The following is a 17,510-nucleotide window of genomic DNA, read 5'->3' on the forward strand; positions in this document are numbered from 1 at the left end:
TTTTATTCAGTCAATTATTTTTATTAAATTTTGAACTTTTTTTTAGATTTATTACCATAGAGAATTATCTACTCCTTTAACTTGCTATTTTGAACTAAAAATTTTATAATGAAATTAAGCAAATAGGAAGGATTATTATCTTTAATGAATACACTCGCAGAGAAATTCAGATTGAAAAGAAAAGAGTTGAGACTCTCCCAACAAACTCTTGCAGAAGGAATTTGTGAACAAAGCCAGATTAGTAAAATTGAGAGAGGGCATTTCATTCCCTCCGCAGACCTTTTGTTCAAACTCTCACAACGACTTGAAGTGCCATTAGATTATTTTTTTAATGAACAAATTGAAATTAAATCTAATCTCTCTAATTTCAAGCAATTATCTGCTCGACTATTAGATGACAGAAATTATGACAATTTGGAATATATTTATAGAATAGAGATTGAACGAAGTACTTTTCTAACACTAGAAGACCGAACTTACCTTGAATGGATTAAAGCTATTATTGACTTCTATCAATATGACAGTAAGTGTGAGGCAATTTCTTCATTGGAAAATATATTATTAAAAGTCTCCTCAAATACTCTGATTTATTTAAAGGCATTGAATACTCTATCTAATTTCTATTCCTTAGTGGGTCGTGAAGAAGATTATGAAGCAAACTACTCTCATTTGATGGAGTTATATCAGACAAAAAATTTTGAGCATCAAGAGTTTTTATTTGGCTACATCAGAGTTCGTTACAACTACGCTCACTACCTAGTATCAAAGGAAAAATATAATGAAGCCATCCAAGAAGCTCTTGAGACGATTGAACTCTGTAAACAAAGACAGACAAGCTACCAACTGGCTCCCTTACTTATTCTTGTAGGAAATGCTGGAGCCAAATTTCTAGACAAAGAACAAGTCAAAAATTATTATATAGAAGCAAGAGAATTATGTAAGATTTATAACAATCCTTTAATGTTGATGAAGATAGAAAATTATTTGAAGGAATTAGATACTGTTTAGTTAATCTTTCATTATAGTTTTTCTGAAACGTTAAATAACCTGTAAGGCTGATAGTGAAATTAATACTATCAGCCTTATTTCAAATTTATATTCTTCCAAAATCCCTTCAAACCACGTCAGCTCTATCTGCAACCTCAAAACAGTGTTTTGAGCAACCTGTGGCTAGCTTCCTAGTTTGCTCTTTGATTTTCATTGAGTATTAGTCTCTCATGTTTGTTTAGCGTCTAAAAGAGACATTTGAGAAGATTGGAAACAGTTCTCTCTTTTCTCCGAGTATAATGATTGGTAGGAAGGGAGAGAAAAGATGAAATCAATGAGAATCTTATTTTTGTTAGCTTTAATTCAAATCAGTTTGAGTAGCTGTTTCCTATGGAAGGAATGCATCTTGTCCTTTAAACAAAGTACAGCTTTTTTCATCGGAAGTATGGTCTTTGTTTCAGGAATCTGTGCTGGAGTAAATTATCTTTATACCTGTAAGCAAGAAGTTCATAGTGTCCTAGCCAGTAAGAAGTCAGTGAAGCTTTTTTATAGTATCCTACTCTTAATTAATTTGTTAGGAGCTGTTCTTGTCTTGTCAGATAACTTGCTCATTAAAAATACGCTGCAACAAGAATTAGTTGACTTTTTATTGCCATCCTTCTTTTTCCTATTTGGACTAGATTTGCTGATTTTTTTACCCTTGAAAAAATACATGCGCGATTTTCTTGCTATGCTAGACAGAAAAAAGACAGTGTTGGTGACTATTTTAGCAACACTTATTTTCTTAAGAAATCCAATGACCATTGTCTCACTTCTGATTTATATTGGACTGGGTTTGTTTTTTGCAGCCTATCTTGTCCCAAATTCGGTTAAGCAGGAAGTTTCCTTTTATGGTCATATTTTCCGAGATCTTGTATTGGTCATTGCTACGCTCATTTTCTTTTAGGGAAAGCCTGTTTTTATGGATGTTATGATGGTAATGCTCTTCGAACATTTCTTCAAACTACGTCAGCGTAGCCTTTCCGTAGGTATATGATACTGACTCTGTCAGTTCTATCCACAACCTCAAAACAGTGTTTTGAGCAACCTGCGGCTAGCTTCCTAGTTTGCTATTTGATTTTCATTGAGTATAAGTTTGGTAGGAAAATAGACACAAAAGAAAAGTTTTTGGTATAATAAGAATATGTACACAAAAAATGAAGAAGAGTTGCAAGCCTTAGGGGAGCATTTGGGTCATCTATTAGAAAAGAATGATGTTTTAATTTTAACTGGAGAACTGGGCGCAGGTAAAACGACATTTACAAAAGGTCTTGCTAAAGGGTTACAGATTTCTCAGATGATTAAGAGTCCAACTTACACTATCGTAAGAGAGTATGAAGGTCGTCTTCCACTTTATCACCTAGATGTTTATCGTATTGAGGGGGATGCTGATTCTATCGACTTGGATGAGTTTCTCTTTGGTGGTGGAGTGACTGTCATTGAGTGGGGCCATCTTTTAGGTGATGCCTTGCCAAATACTTATTTAGAATTGGAAATTCTAAAAGAAGCAGATGGACGCCGTTTAAATTTCCAGGCAAAGGGGTTGCGTGCAGAAAAACTCTTAGAGGAGCTTCAACATGGAGTATGAATTGCTCATTAGAGAAGCAGAACCTGGTGATGCTGTTGAGTTAGTAACATTTTTAAATCGTGTCAGTTTAGAGACAGATTTTACCAGTTTAGATGGAGATGGTATTCTCTTGACCGGTGAGGAGATGGAAGTATTCCTCAACAAGCAAGCTAGTTCAGACAATCAGATAAGCTTACTTGCATTCTTAAATGGTAAAATTGCTGGCCTTGTAAATATTACAGCTGACCAGCGCAAGAGAGTCCGTCATATTGGAGATCTCTTCATTGTGATTGGAAAAAGATATTGGAATAATGGCTTGGGAAGTTTGTTGATAGAAGAAGCGATAGAGTGGGCACAAGCAAGTGGTATTCTGCGTCGTCTCCAACTGACTGTCCAAACTCGTAATCAAGCAGCAGTTCATCTTTATCAAAAGCATGGCTTTGTAATTGAAGGTCGCCAAGAGCGTGGAGCATATATAGAAGAAGGGAAATTTATCGATGTTTACTTGATGGGTAAACTGATAGACTAGTAGAAATATGGTTAAAAAAATTATTGGAATGGTGCTAGCTTTTCTAGCTGTGACAGTTTTGGGTGTTGGTGTTTTTGCTTATACTATTTATCAGCAAGGTACAGAGACTTTGGCAAAAACCTATAAAAAAATAGGAGAAGAAACCAAGGTTATTGAAGCAACAGAGCCTTTGACCATTCTGTTGATGGGGGTTGATACTGGGAACGTAGAGCGTACAGACCAATGGGCTGGAAATAGTGACAGTATGATTTTGCTGACTGTCAATCCTCACACAAAGAAAACGACGATGATGAGTTTGGAACGTGATATCCTGACTAAAATTCAACATAAAGATGGTAGTATTGAAGAAGCGAAGCTAAACGCTGCCTATGCTGGTGGTGGTGCAGAACTTGCGATAGAAACAATTCAAAAGATGATGAACCTTCATATTGATCGCTACATTATGGTCAACATGCAAGGCTTGCAACAATTGGTCGATGCAGTGGGAGGTATTACGGTTAATAATACACTAGGTTTCCCAATCTCTATCAGTGACCAAGAAGAATTTAACACCATTTCTATCGGTGTTGGAGAGCAGACAATAAATGGAGAAGAAGCACTTGTTTATTCACGCATGCGTTATCAAGACCCAGAAGGAGACTACGGACGTCAGAAGCGTCAGCGTGAAGTCATTCAAAAAGTTGTTGAAAAAGTTCTTAGTTTAAATAGTGTCAGTCACTATCAGTCTATCTTAAAAGCCCTAAGTACTAATATGCAGACTAATATCGATTTATCTGCAAAAAGTATTCCAAGCTTATTGGGCTACAAAGATTCATTTAACACCATTGAAACACAACAGTTGAAGGGTGAAGGGGAGATGCTACAAGGCGTTTCTTATCAAATTGTTACGAGAAACCACATGTTGGAAATGCAGAATCTTTTGAGACGTTCTTTGGAACAAGAAGAAGTCACTCAGCTTGAAACAAATGTTGTCTTATTTGAAGATTTATTTGGACGAACACCTGTTGGTGACGAAGACAATTAACTTTCTTACTATAAATAAAAAAATCAATCGTGGGAAATTTCCTGCGATTTTTTCAAAAAAATACGAATAGATAGGTAGGAGGAAACATGAAAGCAGAAATCATTGCTGTTGGAACAGAGATTTTAACTGGACAGATTGTCAACACTAATGCTCAATTTTTATCGGAAAAACTAGCAGAGATTGGGGTAGATATATATTTTCAGACGGCTGTAGGAGACAATGAAGTTCGTCTCTTATCCCTGCTTGAGATTGCCAGTAAACGTAGTAGTCTGGTGATTTTGACAGGTGGTTTGGGGCCGACTGAGGACGATTTGACCAAACAAACTCTAGCTAAATTTTTAGGGAAAGAATTAGTCTTTGACCCTCAGGCGCAGGAGAAGTTGGATGTCTTTTTTGCCCAGAGACCAGACTATGCCCGAACACCGAATAACGAAAGACAAGCTCAACTTGTAGAAGGAGCGACTCCACTGCCCAACGAAACAGGACTGGCTGTGGGGGGGATGTTAGAGGTCGAAGGAGTGACCTACGTCGTCCTTCCAGGTCCACCAAGTGAATTGAACCCCATGGTCTTAAATCAACTTCTACCTAAGTTGATGACAGGGAGTAAGTTATATTCCCGAGTTCTTCGTTTCTTTGGAATTGGCGAGAGCCAGCTGGTGACGGTTTTGGCTGATTTGATTGATAATCAAACAGATCCGACCTTGGCTCCTTATGCCAAGATAGGAGAAGTCACTCTGCGTCTGTCAACAAAGACTAGCAGTCAAGAAGAGGCGAATCAGGCGCTGGATATCTTGGAAAATCAAATCTTGGACCACCAGACTTTCGAAGGAATTCCTTTACGAGACCTCTGTTATGGTTATGGAGAGGAGGCTAGCTTGGCCAGCATTGTGGTAGAAGAACTGAAAAAGCAAGGGAAAACCATCACGGCTGCAGAGAGTTTGACGGCAGGTCTTTTTCAAGCTAGGGTAGCGGATTTTTCGGGTGCTTCAAGTATATTTAAGGGTGGTTTTGTGACCTATAGCTTGGAGGAAAAATCAAAGATGTTGGATATTCCTGCCAAGGATTTGGAAGAACAGGGTGTGGTATCTGAATTTACAGCTCGAAAGATGGCTGAGCAGACACGAATCAAGACCCAGTCTGATTTTGGCCTTAGTTTGACTGGAGTGGCAGGACCAGATAGCCTGGAAGGACACCCAGCCGGGACAGTCTTCATAGGCTTAGCACAGGAGCATGGAACTAAGGTCATCAAGGTGAATATTGGAGGCAGAAGTCGAGCAGATGTACGTCACATTGCGGTTATGCATGCCTTTAACCTAGTTCGCAAGGCTTTATTAAGTGACTAACTTTTGATATAATAGTAGATAGGTCTGAGGACCATTAGAATGTAGGAGAATAGAATGGCGAAAAAACCAAAAAAATTAGATGAAATTTCAAAAAAATTCGGGGCAGAACGTGAAAAAGCCTTGAATGACGCTCTTAAATTGATTGAGAAAGACTTTGGTAAAGGATCAATCATGCGTTTGGGTGAACGTGCGGAGCAAAAGGTGCAAGTGATGAGCTCAGGTTCTTTGGCTCTTGACATTGCCCTTGGTTCAGGTGGTTATCCTAAGGGACGTATCATCGAAATCTATGGGCCAGAGTCATCTGGTAAGACAACAGTTGCCCTTCATGCAGTTGCGCAAGCGCAAAAAGAAGGCGGGATTGCAGCCTTTATCGATGCGGAACATGCCCTCGATCCAGCTTATGCTGCGGCCCTTGGTGTCAATATTGACGAATTGCTCTTGTCACAACCAGACTCAGGAGAGCAAGGTCTTGAGATTGCAGGAAAATTGATTGACTCAGGAGCCGTGGATCTTGTCGTAGTCGACTCAGTTGCTGCCCTTGTACCTCGTGCGGAAATTGATGGAGATATCGGAGATAGCCACGTTGGTTTGCAGGCTCGTATGATGAGCCAGGCCATGCGCAAGCTCGGTGCTTCTATCAATAAAACCAAAACAATTGCCATCTTTATCAACCAATTGCGTGAAAAAGTTGGGGTCATGTTTGGAAATCCAGAAACGACACCTGGTGGACGTGCTCTGAAATTCTACGCATCAGTTCGTTTGGATGTTCGTGGAAGCACACAAATCAAGGGAACTGGTGACCAAAAAGATACCAATGTCGGTAAAGAAACCAAGATCAAGGTCGTGAAAAACAAGGTGGCTCCACCATTTAAGGAAGCTTTCGTTGAAATCATGTACGGAGAAGGGATTTCTAAGACTGGTGAGCTTTTGAAGATTGCAAGCGATTTGGATATCATCAAAAAAGCAGGAGCTTGGTACTCTTACAAGGATGAGAAAATCGGGCAAGGTTCTGAAAATGCTAAGAAATACTTGGCAGATCACCCAGAAGTCTTTGATGAGATTGACCATCAAGTCCGTGTTCAATTTGGTTTGATTGATGGAGAAGAAGCTGCTGTAGAAGGTGTTGAAACTAAAAAAGATGAGGCAGTTCAAGCAGACTCTGTGAATGAAGAAGTAATACTTGACCTAGGCGACGAGCTTGAAATCGAAATTGAAGAATAAGCTGTTAAAGTAGTGGAGAAATCCTCTACTTTTTCGATTTTTTGTTCAAATTTTCAGATTGCCTATAGTTTGCTGTTTCTTGTCGCTCCTCTAGAAAGCTGATATAATAGCCTTATGAATAAAAAACGAACAGTGGACCTGATACATGGTCCGATTCTTCCTTCGCTCTTAAGCTTCGCCTTCCCAATCTTGCTATCCAATATTTTTCAACAGCTCTATAATACTGCTGATGTCTTGATTGTTGGACGATTTCTTGGTCAAGAATCCTTGGCGGCGGTAGGAGCGACAACAGCGATTTTTGACTTGATTGTAGGTTTTACTCTTGGTGTTGGCAATGGGATGGGAATTGTCATTGCCCGCTATTATGGTGCTCGGAATTTTACAAAAATCAAGGAAGCAGTAGCAGCCACCTGGATTTTAGGTACTTTTTTGAGTGTTGTAGTTATGCTGCTAGGCTTTCTTGGTTTGTCTCCTCTCTTGCAATACTTAGATACCCCTGCTGAAATCCTCCCTCAGTCCTATCAATATATTTCTATGATTGTGACCTGTGTCGGTGTCAGCTTTGCCTATAATCTCTTTGCAGGCTTGTTGCGATCCATTGGTGACAGTCTGGCTGCGCTTGTTTTTTTGATTTTCTCTGCCCTTGTCAATGTGGTTCTGGATCTCTATTTTATTACGCAACTGCAACTGGGGGTTCAATCCGCGGGACTTGCTACCATTATTTCGCAGGGTTTATCAGCGGTTCTTTGCTTTTATTATATCCGTAAGAGTGTGCCTGAGCTACTCCCTCAGCTCAAGCATTTCAAATGGGGTAAGGCCTTGTACGCGGATCTTTTGGAGCAAGGTTTGGCTATGGGATTGATGAGTTCGATTGTATCTATCGGCAGTGTGATTTTACAGTCTTCTGTTAATACCTTTGGTGCCGTAATTATCAGTGCTCAGACGGCAGCTCGCCGCATTATGGCTTTCGCCCTTCTTCCTATGACCGCTATTTCTGCCTCAATGACGACCTTTGCTTCTCAGAATTTAGGAGCTAAGCGCCCAGACCGCATTGTTCAAGGTCTTCGAATCGGCAGTCGTTTAAGTATGTCCTGGGCAATTTTGGTTTGTGTCTTCCTCTTTTTTACCAGTCCAGCCTTGGTTTCCTTCTTAGCTAGTTCGACGGATAGCTACTTGGTAGAAAATGGCAGTCTCTATCTGCAAATCAGCTCAGCTTTTTATCCTATTTTGACTTTCTTGCTGATTTACCGCAATTGTTTGCAGGGCTTGGGGCAAAAAGTCCTTCCTCTAGTTTCTAGCTTTATCGAGCTAATCGGGAAAATCGCTTTTGTGGTCTTGATTATCCCTTGGGCTGGCTATAAGGGAGTTATCCTTTGCGAACCCCTCATCTGGGTTGCCATGACTATTCAGCTGTACTTCTCACTGTTTCGCCACCCCTTGATAAAAGAAGGCAAGGAAATCTTGGCAACTAAGGTACCATCCTAGCTTGATTTGCTAAATAAAATCCATTTCCTCTAGTGAAAATCGAAAAAACTTGTGTTATAATAAGAAAGATTAAAATGTGAAAAAAGGAGATTCCTAATGGGACGTAAATGGGCCAATATCGTAGCCAAGAAAACGGCTAAAGATGGAGCTAACTCTAAAGTATATGCAAAATTTGGTGTAGAAATCTATGTAGCAGCTAAAAAAGGTGATCCAGATCCAGAATCAAACTCAGCCTTGAAATTCGTTATCGACCGTGCTAAACAAGCCCAAGTGCCAAAACACGTTATCGATAAAGCGATTGATAAAGCAAAAGGAAACACAGACGAAACCTTTACAGAAGGACGTTACGAAGGTTTTGGACCAAATGGTTCTATGCTAATCGTTGATACTTTGACGTCTAACGTCAACCGTACAGCGGCCAATGTCCGTGCAGCCTTTGGTAAAAATGGCGGAAACATGGGCGCTTCAGGTTCGGTTTCATACCTCTTCGATAACAAGGGTGTTATCGTATTTGCTGGCGAAGATGCGGACGCAGTCTTTGAGCAATTGCTAGAAGCAGATGTGGATGTGGATGATGTAGAAGCAGAAGAAGGTACAATCACAGTTTACACAGCTCCAACTGATCTTCATAAGGCTATTGTTGCCCTTCGTGAGTCAGGTGTCGAAGAATTCCAAGTTACTGAATTGGAAATGATTCCTCAGTCAGAAGTGGAATTGTCAGGCGATGACCTTGAAACCTTTGAAAAACTTTACAGTGTCCTTGAAGACGACGAAGACGTACAAAAAATCTACACAAACGTAGACGGCTTCTAATTTAACCTAGAGAATATGATCCTAAGTGAAAAAATCACTTGGGATTTTTTGAATCAAGAAAATAGTTCTCTAGGAAACTTTTTCTTGACATCTCTTTTCAAAATGGTAAAATAGTTCTCATGGAAACTTGTTTAGTTCCTAGGAGAACTAAATATGATAGTTAGAAAGGAGTTAGTATGGATAAACCGATGTTAGTCTTTAAGCGTTTTGGTCATCAGATTCACCTGATGGTGCAAAAGGAAGCCAAACGTTGTGGTATTGAATTTATGGGTGGGCCTCAAGGTCAGGTTGTGCGTTTTTTGGATAATCGTGAGAAAAACCAAGACTTGGTCTTGATTAAGGATATCGAGCAAGAACTCAATATTACCAAGTCTGTTGCTAGTAATTTGGTCAAGCGTATGGTGCAAAATGGTTTGGTGGAACTGGAGGCGAGTCCTAGCGATAAGCGGGCTAAATTTGTTCGTCTGACGGAAAAATCACGTTCTCAGATGCAACAGATCAAGGCCTTCTTTGAACGCATTGAAAAGCAGTTGATGGAAGACATTGATGAAGATGAATTACTGATTTTTGAGAAAGTTCTCGGTCAACTACAGGAAAATATCAAGGGAATAGGAGGAGAGAATGAATAAATTAGCCAAACGAATTAGTGGAAAAGAATGGGGGATGATTTTACTAGCCATTCTCTTTACCTGTTTTTCGGTCTATCTGGAGTTGGAAGTGCCGACCTATATCTCTAAAATCACGGATTTACTGGGAACTCAAGGAACTAATTTAGATGAGTTGTGGCAGCCAGCAAGTATGATGGTTGGAATGTCCTTTCTTGCCTTCTTGTCCGCAGTTGCAGTTGGATTTTTTGCGTCCAGAGTAGCTGCTTCCTATACTAGTAGGCTGAGAAGTGATATTTTTAACCGAGTTTTAGACTACTCGCAGACAGAGATTAAGAAATTCTCTATTCCCAGTCTTCTAACTCGTACTACCAATGATATTACTCAGGTTCAGATGTTGATTACTATGGGCTTGCAAGTAGTTACTCGTGGTCCAATTATGGCTATCTGGGCTATCGGGAAGATTTTAGGTCATTCAGAATACTGGCTCTGGGCCGTACTTGTGGCAGTGATTGTCAACGTTTTGATGACAACAGTTTTGATGACGCTAGCCTTTCCGAAACAGTCCTTGATTCAAAGTCTGACTGATAAACTGAACAGTATTACTCGTGAGAGTTTAACAGGTATTCGTGTCGTTCGCGCCTACAATGCAGAGGATTACCAAAATGAAAAATTTGCGGTAGCAAATGATGAATTGACACGCTTGAATTTGTTTGTCAACCGTCTTATGGCTATTTTGAACCCTATCATGATGGGGATTTCAAGTGGTTTGAGTGTGGTGATTTACTGGATTGGGGCCTATGTGATTAACGACGCTGCTCCGATAGCGCGTCTGCCTCTCTTTAGTGACATGATTGTTTTCATGTCTTATGCCATGCAGGTTGTTATGGGCTTCCTTCTCATGGGGGCGCTCTTCATCGTTCTTCCTCGAACCATGGTCTCTGCCAAGCGGATTAATCAGGTTTTAGATTTGCATTCTTCTATCCAAAATCCTGCTCAAGTGCAGTTGGCTGACGAAAACCTCAAAGGTCAGGTCGAGTTTAAGGATGTGACCTTCCGCTATGCGGCAAATTCGGAGGCGGTCATTGAGAATGTTAGCTTTAGAGCAGAAGCTGGTCAAACAGTGGCCTTTATTGGGTCAACAGGTTCTGGTAAATCAACTCTGGTCAATCTGATTCCACGTTTCTACGATGTGTCAGCAGGAGAGATTCTTGTAGACGGTGTCAATGTTCAAGACTATGACTTAAATGATTTGCGCAACAAGGTTGGTTATATTCCTCAGAAAGCGGTTCTCTTTTCAGGTGATGTTAAGGGCAATTTGGACTTTGGACAGAGTCAAGAAACACCACTTAGTGAGCAGGCTATGTGGCAAGCCTTGGAATTGGCCCAGTCTAAGAACTTTATCGAAGACAAGGAAGCGGGCTTAGAGTCAGAAGTGGCCCAAGGAGGAACCAACTTCTCAGGTGGTCAAAGACAGCGTCTAGCAATTGCGCGTGCCTTAGCTCGGAAACCAGAAATCCTCATCTTTGATGACTCCTTCTCAGCCTTGGACTACAAGACAGATCGTGTCCTACGCCAAGAGCTAGCAGAGAAAACCAAATCTATGACCAAGCTTATCGTCGCACAGCGCATTTCAACGATTATGGATGCAGATTTGCTTTTGGTCTTGGATCAAGGGAAAGTCGTGGGGCAAGGCACCCACAAGGAACTTCTAGCTAATAACGAAGTTTACCAAGAAATTGCCTATTCACAACTATCGAAGGAGGAATTGGAACATGGAAAATAAAAAAATGTCTCTCTGGAAACAGAGTAAACCCTATCTTGCAGGTCTCCAGTTTGCCCTTCTAATCGCCTTTCTAGCAACAATCGTATCCAATATCATTACTGTATATGGTCCAACCCGCATCAAGGAAATGACCAATATTATTGCCAGTGGTCTGGGAACCAGTGTAGATGTCGCGGCGGTTGCAACTATTGGTGGTTTTTTAACCGTCATCTATGTGATTGGACTCCTATCAAATTATTTGCAGGCCTTTCTGTTTACAACAGCCATTCAACGATTTTCAGAGCGTTTGAGAAGAGCGATTGCAGAGAAAATTAATCGCCTTCCATTAGGATATTTTGATGGACATTCTCAAGGAGATACCTTGTCTCGTGTAACCAATGACGTTGACACGGCAGCCCAGTCCCTCAATCAAAGTCTAGGAACGGTTCTTTCATCTAGTTTATTAGTTTTAGCAGTCTTAGTAACCATGTTTGGGATGAACTGGATTTTAGCCTTGGTGACGGTTGTGTCAACTCTTGTTGGCTTTGCTTTCGTGTCCATCTTTATGGGCAAATCACAGGGCTTTTTTAAGAGTCAGCAACAGGATTTGGCAGCTGTCAATGGCTATGTGGAGGAAATGTACTCTGGCCATAATGTGGTGACCAGTTACAATGCCATCGAGAGTACGAAAGAAGAGCTTGCGAAATTAAACCATCGTCTGTATGATAGTATCTGGAAATCTCAATTTATTTCAGGGATTATGATGCCGATTATGATGTTCATTGGGAACTTTAGCTATGCCTTGGTGATTATTGTTGGTGCAGCCTTGACCTTAAATGGGCACATCAGTATCGGGATTATCGTTGCCTTTATGGCCTACGTTCGTATCTTTTCTCAGCCTCTTTCACAAATTGCCCAAGGGATTACTAGTCTTCAGCAGGCTAGTGCAGCCATGGGACGTGTCTTTGAATTTTTAGCTGAAGAGGAAATGGAAGACGAATCCCATAAAGAAAGACAATTGAGCGATATGAAAGGTCAAGTGGTCTTTGATCAAGTTTCCTTTGGTTATACACCAGAGCGAACTATTATCCATGACTTTTCTGCGACAGCTCATGCAGGTCAAAAGGTTGCGATTGTCGGACCGACCGGAGCTGGGAAGACAACCATTGTCAATCTTTTGATGAAGTTCTATGAGATTGATAAGGGAAGTATCCGTATCGATGGTGTGGATACCAAGGAGATGAAGCGTTCGGAAGTACACGATGCCTTTTCAATGGTCTTGCAAGACACCTGGCTCTTTGAAGGAAGCATTCGCGACAATCTTATCTATAACCAAGAGGGTATTAGTGATGAGCGCGTGATTGAAGCCAGCAAGGCTGTAGGGATTCACCATTTTATCATGACCCTACCAGATGGTTACGATACCGTCTTGGATGATACAGTGACCTTGTCTGTCGGACAAAAACAACTCTTGACTATTGCTCGTGCTTTGTTAAAAGATGCGCCACTCCTAATCTTAGATGAAGCGACCTCTTCGGTTGATACCCGTACTGAGGAATTGATTCAGAAAGCCATGGACCGATTGATGGAGGGAAGAACTTCCTTTGTCATCGCCCACCGCTTGTCTACTATCCGAAATGCTGATCTGATTCTTGTCATGAAAGACGGAAATATCATCGAGCAAGGAAATCATGATGAGCTGATGGCGCAAGCTGGTTTCTACGCTGACCTCTACAACAGTCAATTTACAGAAGACGAAGCAGAAGAATAAATCGAAAGAAGGCTTGACGGTCTTCTTTTTCTGCACTATACTAGAAGACAAGTGCTTCCCTATAAGCAAAATTTGAGTAAGTGATGAGAAAATATATGAAGAATTATCAAGAATGGTATGACCACATTGCTAGTAACATTGGAAATAAGCCCTTTCTTCTGAGATTGTTAAGAATTTTCAATCGGTTCATGACAGTAGTTATGCCCATAGTTTATCTGACCTTGTTAACCACTATCTATTTCCGAGAAGGATTTGGGAAACAGGTCTTGATGTATGTGTTTATCCCTGCATCAGGTTTTGTGATTTTGTCCTTTCTTCGTAAGAAAATCAATGCCCCTAGGCCTTATGAAGTTTGGGACATTACCCCGCTACTAGACAGAGATAGTCCTGGTCAGTCAATGCCCAGTCGTCATGTCTTTTCAGCAAGCATTATCTCCATGGCTTGCTTACATACTAGTCTAACTATGGGGATGATTTGTTTGACCTTATCAGCCTTCCTGGGGCTAGTGAGAGTTTTAGGGGGAGTGCATTATCCCAAGGATGTAGTAGTTGGTTATATTTGTGGTCTTGTGTGGGGTGTGATTTTCTTTCTATTTTGACCTGTAAGTTAAGGTGATTCTAGAACCACTTACGGGTCTAAAGTAACCACTTGCTTTTTTGCTCTTGTTTTCTTATTTTTCCTTTGATATAGTAGAGTCAGAAAGGAGATGGAATGAAGTTACGAATCGAAATTGATAGCAATTTAGAGGAAACTGAAATTGTCATCAAGGCAGCGGCCTTGACAGATGAGATTGCGGATTTACAGCGACTCTTACAAGAGTCCAAGTCTCCTAGGTTGATTTTTTACAAAGGGACGGGTGAATATTATCTGGACTTGTCGGAAATTCTCTTCTTTGAGACAGAAGGGAACAAGATTTACGCCCATACCCAGAAAGGTGCCTACGAAGTTCGGCTTAAACTCTATGAGTTAGAGGCTATCCTTCCTCGTTATTTTAGTCGGGTATCCAAGTCAACGATCGCTAATATTCGGCAAGTCTATTCGGTGGACAAGTCCTTTTCAGGAACGGGCACCATTTCCTTCTATCAGACCCACAAGGAGGTTCATGTCTCACGGCATTACCAATCCCTCCTAAAAGAAAATCTAAGAAATATGAGGTAAGAACATGAAAAAGAAAGCATTTGGTATTGTGTTGCTCGTTTTAGCAACTTTGATATTATTGCAAGGAAATTTTGGAATCCCTTCTCTTGGAGGGCAAATTTGGCCCTTGCTTGGTATTGCTTTTTTTGCCTACCAATCAGTTGGAGCTTTGTTGCGTCGCCACTTAACTTCAGCCTCTTTTACAGCTCTAGTAGCCCTCATGATTGCTAACCACTTTTATGATATTTTACCGATTCCAAATCAGTCTTTATTTTGGGCTAGTATTTTAATCGTAATGGGTGTCAGTGCACTCACTCATTCTAACAGAACTTGGAATGGAAAAAAATGGTGGTATGATGGTGAAAAGACCATTCTTACAGATAAGGAAGTCGCTTTTGGGACTGGGACTTTCTACAAGCAAAACCAAGAATTGGTAGAAGACCAAGTTGAAGTTGGTTTTGGGAATGCCAAGATATATTATGACAATGCAGAGATGTTAGGTGATAGCGCAACACTGAAAGTGGAAGTTGGTTTTGGCAATGCAGTTATCTATGTTCCTCAACATTGGAGAGTTGATTTAAAGGTAGAAACTTTCTGTGGCGTAGCCAAGGCAGATACTCCTCTAGCCCCAACCAGCAAAACCTTGATTATCCGTGGAGATGTGGCCTTTGGGAAGTTGGGAATTGTCTACGTTAAATAAAAAAATCTTCCAATTCCCTTGCAAAAATGAAGAAAGTGTGATAACATAGTACGGTATGTGGTGCTAGCACATCCGCTATATTAGATCTAATAGGAGGAAAACACAAATGGCTAAAGTATGTTACTTTACAGGTCGTAAGACTGTATCAGGAAACAACCGTTCACACGCGATGAACCAAACAAAACGTGCCGTAAAACCAAACCTTCAAAAAGTTACTGTTCTTATCGATGGTAAACCTAAAAAAGTTTGGGCTTCAGCTCGTGCTTTGAAATCAGGTAAAGTTGAACGCGTTTAATAATAAAAGTAAGGAGACCTTAGGGTCTTTTTTCTTTTGTTGTAGGTATAAAATCATTTGAAAAACGGAGTAAATATCCGCTGATACAGTATTCTGCTTTTACACTTGGGCTGAAATATGATAAAATAGAGTATCAACTAGTTGAGGTAAAAAGGATGACTGTAAAAATTAATACAAAAGATGGTCAAATCGAACTAACAGATGAAGTGATTGCAACCGTCGTAGGTGGTGCAACAACTGAGATTTTTGGTGTGGTCGGTATGGCTAGTAAAAATGCCCTCAAAGATAATTTCCAAGCCCTTCTAGGTAAGGAAAATTATTCCAAAGGTGTCGTCGTAAAAGCGGCCGAAGATGGCAGTATTGCAGTTGATGTATATACCGTGTTGAGCTACGGAACAAAGATTAGCGAAGTGTCAAAAAACATTCAAGAGCGTGTTCGTTTTAGCTTGGAAAACCAGCTTGGAATTACTGCTCAGACTGTAAATGTCTACATTCAAAATATCAAAGTTGTAGGAGAATAACCGTGTCAAAAATTACTACTAGCTTATTTCAAGAAATGGTGCAGGCTGCATCGACTCGCTTGAATAAGCAAGCTGAATATGTCAATTCATTAAACGTCTTCCCAGTTCCAGATGGAGATACTGGAACAAATATGGGAATGACCATCGAAAATGGAGCTAAAGAAGTTGCAGATAAGCCAGCTTCTACAGTTGGCGAGGTAGCGAGCATTCTTGCTAAAGGTCTTTTGATGGGTGCGCGTGGGAACTCAGGAGTTATTACATCTCAGCTTTTCCGTGGATTTTCACAAGCTATCAAGGATAAAGACGAGTTAACAGGTCAAGACTTGGCCCTTGCCTTCCAATCAGGTGTGGAAGTTGCTTATAAGGCAGTGATGAAACCAGTTGAAGGAACGATTTTGACAGTTTCTCGTGGGGCTGCTATCGGTGCTAAGAAAAAAGCTGAGCAAACAGATGACGCTGTTGAAGTAATGCGTGCAGCTTTAGAGGGTGCTAAAACAGCTCTAGCTAAAACACCAGACATGCTTCCAGTATTGAAAGAAGTTGGCGTTGTGGACTCAGGTGGTCAAGGACTGGTCTTCATCTATGAAGGTTTCCTTTCAGCCCTTACTGGCGAATATATTGCATCTGAGGACTTTGTAGCGACTCCTGCCAACATGAGTGAAATGATCAATGCAGAGCACCATAAGTCTGTAGCGGGTCATGTAGCGACTGAGGACATCACCTTTGGTTACTGTACTGAAATCATGGTAGCTCTTAAGCAAGGTCCAACCTATGCCAAAGATTTTGACTACGATGAATTCCGTAACTACTTGAATGAACTTGGAGATTCTCTCCTTGTTGTCAATGATGATGAAATTGTCAAAGTCCATGTCCATACAGAAGATCCAGGACTTGTTATGCAAGAAGGTCTCAAATATGGTAGCTTGGTCAAGGTAAAAGTTGACAATATGCGTAACCAACACGAAGCACAGGTTGAGAAAGAAGCTGCTCAAGTTAGCAAGCCAGCTGAAGAAAAAGAGTATGCTTTGATTGCTGTGGTGGCTGGTAAAGGTCTAGCAGATATCTTCCGTTCTCAAGGTGTGGATTATGTTATCGAAGGCGGTCAAACTATGAACCCTTCAACAGAAGACTTTATCAAGGCTGTTGAACAGGTCAACGCTCGTAACATCATCTTCTTGCCAAACAACAAGAACATCTTCATGGCAGCTCAATCTGCAGCAGAAGTTTTGGAGCAACCAGCAGTAGTGGTAGAAGCTCGTACTCTTCCTCAAGGTTTGACAAGTCTTCTTGCCTTTGATCCAAGCAAGTCTATCGAAGAAAACCAAGAGCGTATGACAGCTGCTCTTAGCGATGTCGTTAGCGGAAGCGTCACAACAGCTGTGCGTGATACAACGATTGATGGCTTGGAAATCCATGAAAACGATAATTTAGGTATGGTGGATGGGAAAATTCTCGTGTCAAACCCTGACATGCACCAAACCTTGACAGAAACCTTGAAACATATGTTGGATGAAGATAGTGAAATCGTAACCTTCTATATCGGTGAAGACGGGAGCGAAGAACTTGCTAATGAAATTGCTCAAGAAATCGCAGAAGAATTCGAAGACGTTGAAGTTGAGATTCACCAAGGCCAACAACCTGTTTACCCATACCTATTTAGTGTGGAATAAGATTAATGAAGGACTGAGAAATCAGTTCTTTTTTATT

The 17,510-nt window shown here is 40.8% G+C and carries 18 protein-coding genes; all 18 read left to right on the top strand.

Annotated elements, in window-relative coordinates; translation table 11 throughout:
* Nucleotides 1–144 precede the first annotated feature (144 nt).
* The 18 genes from ACORHU_RS01185 (at nt 145) to ACORHU_RS01270 (ending at nt 17,473) form a co-directional block, all read left to right on the top strand.
* The gene (locus ACORHU_RS01185; RefSeq protein ID WP_001093626.1) at nt 145–1,008 is read left to right on the top strand and encodes a helix-turn-helix domain-containing protein; all 864 of its coding nucleotides are present in this window, start codon (nt 145–147) and stop codon (nt 1,006–1,008) included.
* A 304-nt stretch (nt 1,009–1,312) separates the two neighbouring features.
* Nucleotides 1,313–1,933, top strand: a complete 621-nt coding sequence (locus tag ACORHU_RS01190) for a hypothetical protein (protein ID WP_061758888.1) — start codon at nt 1,313–1,315, stop codon at nt 1,931–1,933.
* 237 nt (nt 1,934–2,170) lie between these two features.
* Nucleotides 2,171–2,614 (top strand): tRNA (adenosine(37)-N6)-threonylcarbamoyltransferase complex ATPase subunit type 1 TsaE, encoded by a 444-nt coding sequence (tsaE, locus tag ACORHU_RS01195; RefSeq protein ID WP_061758887.1) that lies wholly within the window; start codon nt 2,171–2,173, stop codon nt 2,612–2,614.
* Nucleotides 2,604–3,122: a GNAT family N-acetyltransferase gene (locus ACORHU_RS01200; RefSeq protein ID WP_061758886.1), complete on the top strand. Its 519-nt coding sequence runs from the start codon at nt 2,604–2,606 to the stop codon at nt 3,120–3,122. The genes tsaE and ACORHU_RS01200 overlap by 11 nt, the downstream gene beginning before the upstream one ends.
* Nucleotides 3,123–3,129: 7 nt before the next feature.
* Nucleotides 3,130–4,146, top strand: a complete 1,017-nt coding sequence (gene brpA, locus ACORHU_RS01205; RefSeq protein ID WP_434364581.1) for a biofilm formation/cell division transcriptional regulator BrpA — start codon at nt 3,130–3,132, stop codon at nt 4,144–4,146.
* A gap of 86 nt (nt 4,147–4,232) precedes the next feature.
* On the top strand, nt 4,233–5,489 hold the full coding sequence (locus tag ACORHU_RS01210) for a competence/damage-inducible protein A (RefSeq protein WP_434364582.1): 1,257 nt from the start codon (nt 4,233–4,235) through the stop codon (nt 5,487–5,489).
* A 54-nt stretch (nt 5,490–5,543) separates the two neighbouring features.
* A complete protein-coding gene (gene recA, locus ACORHU_RS01215; protein ID WP_434364583.1) occupies nt 5,544–6,710 on the top strand; it encodes a recombinase RecA in 1,167 nt (388 codons plus the stop codon).
* A gap of 114 nt (nt 6,711–6,824) precedes the next feature.
* A complete protein-coding gene (locus ACORHU_RS01220; protein ID WP_434364584.1) occupies nt 6,825–8,195 on the top strand; it encodes an MATE family efflux transporter in 1,371 nt (456 codons plus the stop codon).
* Nucleotides 8,196–8,291: 96 nt separating this feature from the next.
* Nucleotides 8,292–9,008 carry a YebC/PmpR family DNA-binding transcriptional regulator gene (locus ACORHU_RS01225; RefSeq protein WP_000532879.1) on the top strand — a complete coding sequence of 239 codons (717 nt, stop codon included), beginning with the start codon at nt 8,292–8,294 and terminating at the stop codon, nt 9,006–9,008.
* A gap of 176 nt (nt 9,009–9,184) precedes the next feature.
* On the top strand, nt 9,185–9,637 hold the full coding sequence (locus tag ACORHU_RS01230; protein ID WP_061758882.1) for a MarR family winged helix-turn-helix transcriptional regulator: 453 nt from the start codon (nt 9,185–9,187) through the stop codon (nt 9,635–9,637).
* Nucleotides 9,630–11,399 carry an ABC transporter ATP-binding protein gene (locus tag ACORHU_RS01235; RefSeq protein WP_434364585.1) on the top strand — a complete coding sequence of 590 codons (1,770 nt, stop codon included), beginning with the start codon at nt 9,630–9,632 and terminating at the stop codon, nt 11,397–11,399. The genes ACORHU_RS01230 and ACORHU_RS01235 overlap by 8 nt, the downstream gene beginning before the upstream one ends.
* Nucleotides 11,389–13,149: an ABC transporter ATP-binding protein gene (locus ACORHU_RS01240; RefSeq protein WP_434364586.1), complete on the top strand. Its 1,761-nt coding sequence runs from the start codon at nt 11,389–11,391 to the stop codon at nt 13,147–13,149. Before ACORHU_RS01235 ends, ACORHU_RS01240 begins: the two co-directional genes overlap by 11 nt.
* Before the next feature lie 95 nt (nt 13,150–13,244).
* Complete coding sequence (locus ACORHU_RS01245) at nt 13,245–13,748, top strand: phosphatase PAP2 family protein (RefSeq protein WP_414367233.1); 504 nt, start codon at nt 13,245–13,247, stop codon at nt 13,746–13,748.
* Between the two features lie 113 nt (nt 13,749–13,861).
* Nucleotides 13,862–14,308: a LytTR family DNA-binding domain-containing protein gene (locus tag ACORHU_RS01250; RefSeq protein WP_434364587.1), complete on the top strand. Its 447-nt coding sequence runs from the start codon at nt 13,862–13,864 to the stop codon at nt 14,306–14,308.
* 4 nt (nt 14,309–14,312) lie between these two features.
* Nucleotides 14,313–14,987: a LiaF transmembrane domain-containing protein gene (locus ACORHU_RS01255; RefSeq protein ID WP_434364588.1), complete on the top strand. Its 675-nt coding sequence runs from the start codon at nt 14,313–14,315 to the stop codon at nt 14,985–14,987.
* 106 nt (nt 14,988–15,093) lie between these two features.
* Nucleotides 15,094–15,282: a 50S ribosomal protein L28 gene (gene rpmB, locus ACORHU_RS01260; RefSeq protein ID WP_001140948.1), complete on the top strand. Its 189-nt coding sequence runs from the start codon at nt 15,094–15,096 to the stop codon at nt 15,280–15,282.
* Nucleotides 15,283–15,437: 155 nt separating this feature from the next.
* Nucleotides 15,438–15,803 (top strand): Asp23/Gls24 family envelope stress response protein, encoded by a 366-nt coding sequence (locus ACORHU_RS01265; protein ID WP_000216442.1) that lies wholly within the window; start codon nt 15,438–15,440, stop codon nt 15,801–15,803.
* 2 nt (nt 15,804–15,805) lie between these two features.
* Nucleotides 15,806–17,473 carry a DAK2 domain-containing protein gene (locus ACORHU_RS01270; RefSeq protein ID WP_084927917.1) on the top strand — a complete coding sequence of 556 codons (1,668 nt, stop codon included), beginning with the start codon at nt 15,806–15,808 and terminating at the stop codon, nt 17,471–17,473.
* The last annotated feature ends 37 nt before the right edge of the window (nt 17,474–17,510 follow it).

It is taken from the genome of Streptococcus sp. KHUD_015 (assembly GCF_051106265.1).
Taxonomy (GTDB): Bacteria; Bacillota; Bacilli; order Lactobacillales; family Streptococcaceae; genus Streptococcus.

Bases quoted from the DNA above. Each gene is read 5' to 3' on its own strand.
- brpA (WP_434364581.1), top strand. From the start codon at position 3,130: ATGGTTAAAAAAATTATTGGAATGGTGCTAGCTTTTCTAGCTGTGACA.
- ACORHU_RS01245 (WP_414367233.1), top strand. From the start codon at position 13,245: ATGAAGAATTATCAAGAATGGTATGACCACATTGCTAGTAACATTGGA.
- ACORHU_RS01250 (WP_434364587.1), top strand. From the start codon at position 13,862: ATGAAGTTACGAATCGAAATTGATAGCAATTTAGAGGAAACTGAAATT.
- ACORHU_RS01225 (WP_000532879.1), top strand. From the start codon at position 8,292: ATGGGACGTAAATGGGCCAATATCGTAGCCAAGAAAACGGCTAAAGAT.
- ACORHU_RS01200 (WP_061758886.1), top strand. From the start codon at position 2,604: ATGGAGTATGAATTGCTCATTAGAGAAGCAGAACCTGGTGATGCTGTT.
- ACORHU_RS01255 (WP_434364588.1), top strand. From the start codon at position 14,313: ATGAAAAAGAAAGCATTTGGTATTGTGTTGCTCGTTTTAGCAACTTTG.
- ACORHU_RS01185 (WP_001093626.1), top strand. From the start codon at position 145: ATGAATACACTCGCAGAGAAATTCAGATTGAAAAGAAAAGAGTTGAGA.
- ACORHU_RS01235 (WP_434364585.1), top strand. From the start codon at position 9,630: ATGAATAAATTAGCCAAACGAATTAGTGGAAAAGAATGGGGGATGATT.
- recA (WP_434364583.1), top strand. From the start codon at position 5,544: ATGGCGAAAAAACCAAAAAAATTAGATGAAATTTCAAAAAAATTCGGG.
- ACORHU_RS01230 (WP_061758882.1), top strand. From the start codon at position 9,185: ATGGATAAACCGATGTTAGTCTTTAAGCGTTTTGGTCATCAGATTCAC.
- ACORHU_RS01190 (WP_061758888.1), top strand. From the start codon at position 1,313: ATGAAATCAATGAGAATCTTATTTTTGTTAGCTTTAATTCAAATCAGT.
- tsaE (WP_061758887.1), top strand. From the start codon at position 2,171: ATGTACACAAAAAATGAAGAAGAGTTGCAAGCCTTAGGGGAGCATTTG.
- ACORHU_RS01210 (WP_434364582.1), top strand. From the start codon at position 4,233: ATGAAAGCAGAAATCATTGCTGTTGGAACAGAGATTTTAACTGGACAG.
- ACORHU_RS01265 (WP_000216442.1), top strand. From the start codon at position 15,438: ATGACTGTAAAAATTAATACAAAAGATGGTCAAATCGAACTAACAGAT.
- ACORHU_RS01220 (WP_434364584.1), top strand. From the start codon at position 6,825: ATGAATAAAAAACGAACAGTGGACCTGATACATGGTCCGATTCTTCCT.
- ACORHU_RS01240 (WP_434364586.1), top strand. From the start codon at position 11,389: ATGGAAAATAAAAAAATGTCTCTCTGGAAACAGAGTAAACCCTATCTT.
- rpmB (WP_001140948.1), top strand. From the start codon at position 15,094: ATGGCTAAAGTATGTTACTTTACAGGTCGTAAGACTGTATCAGGAAAC.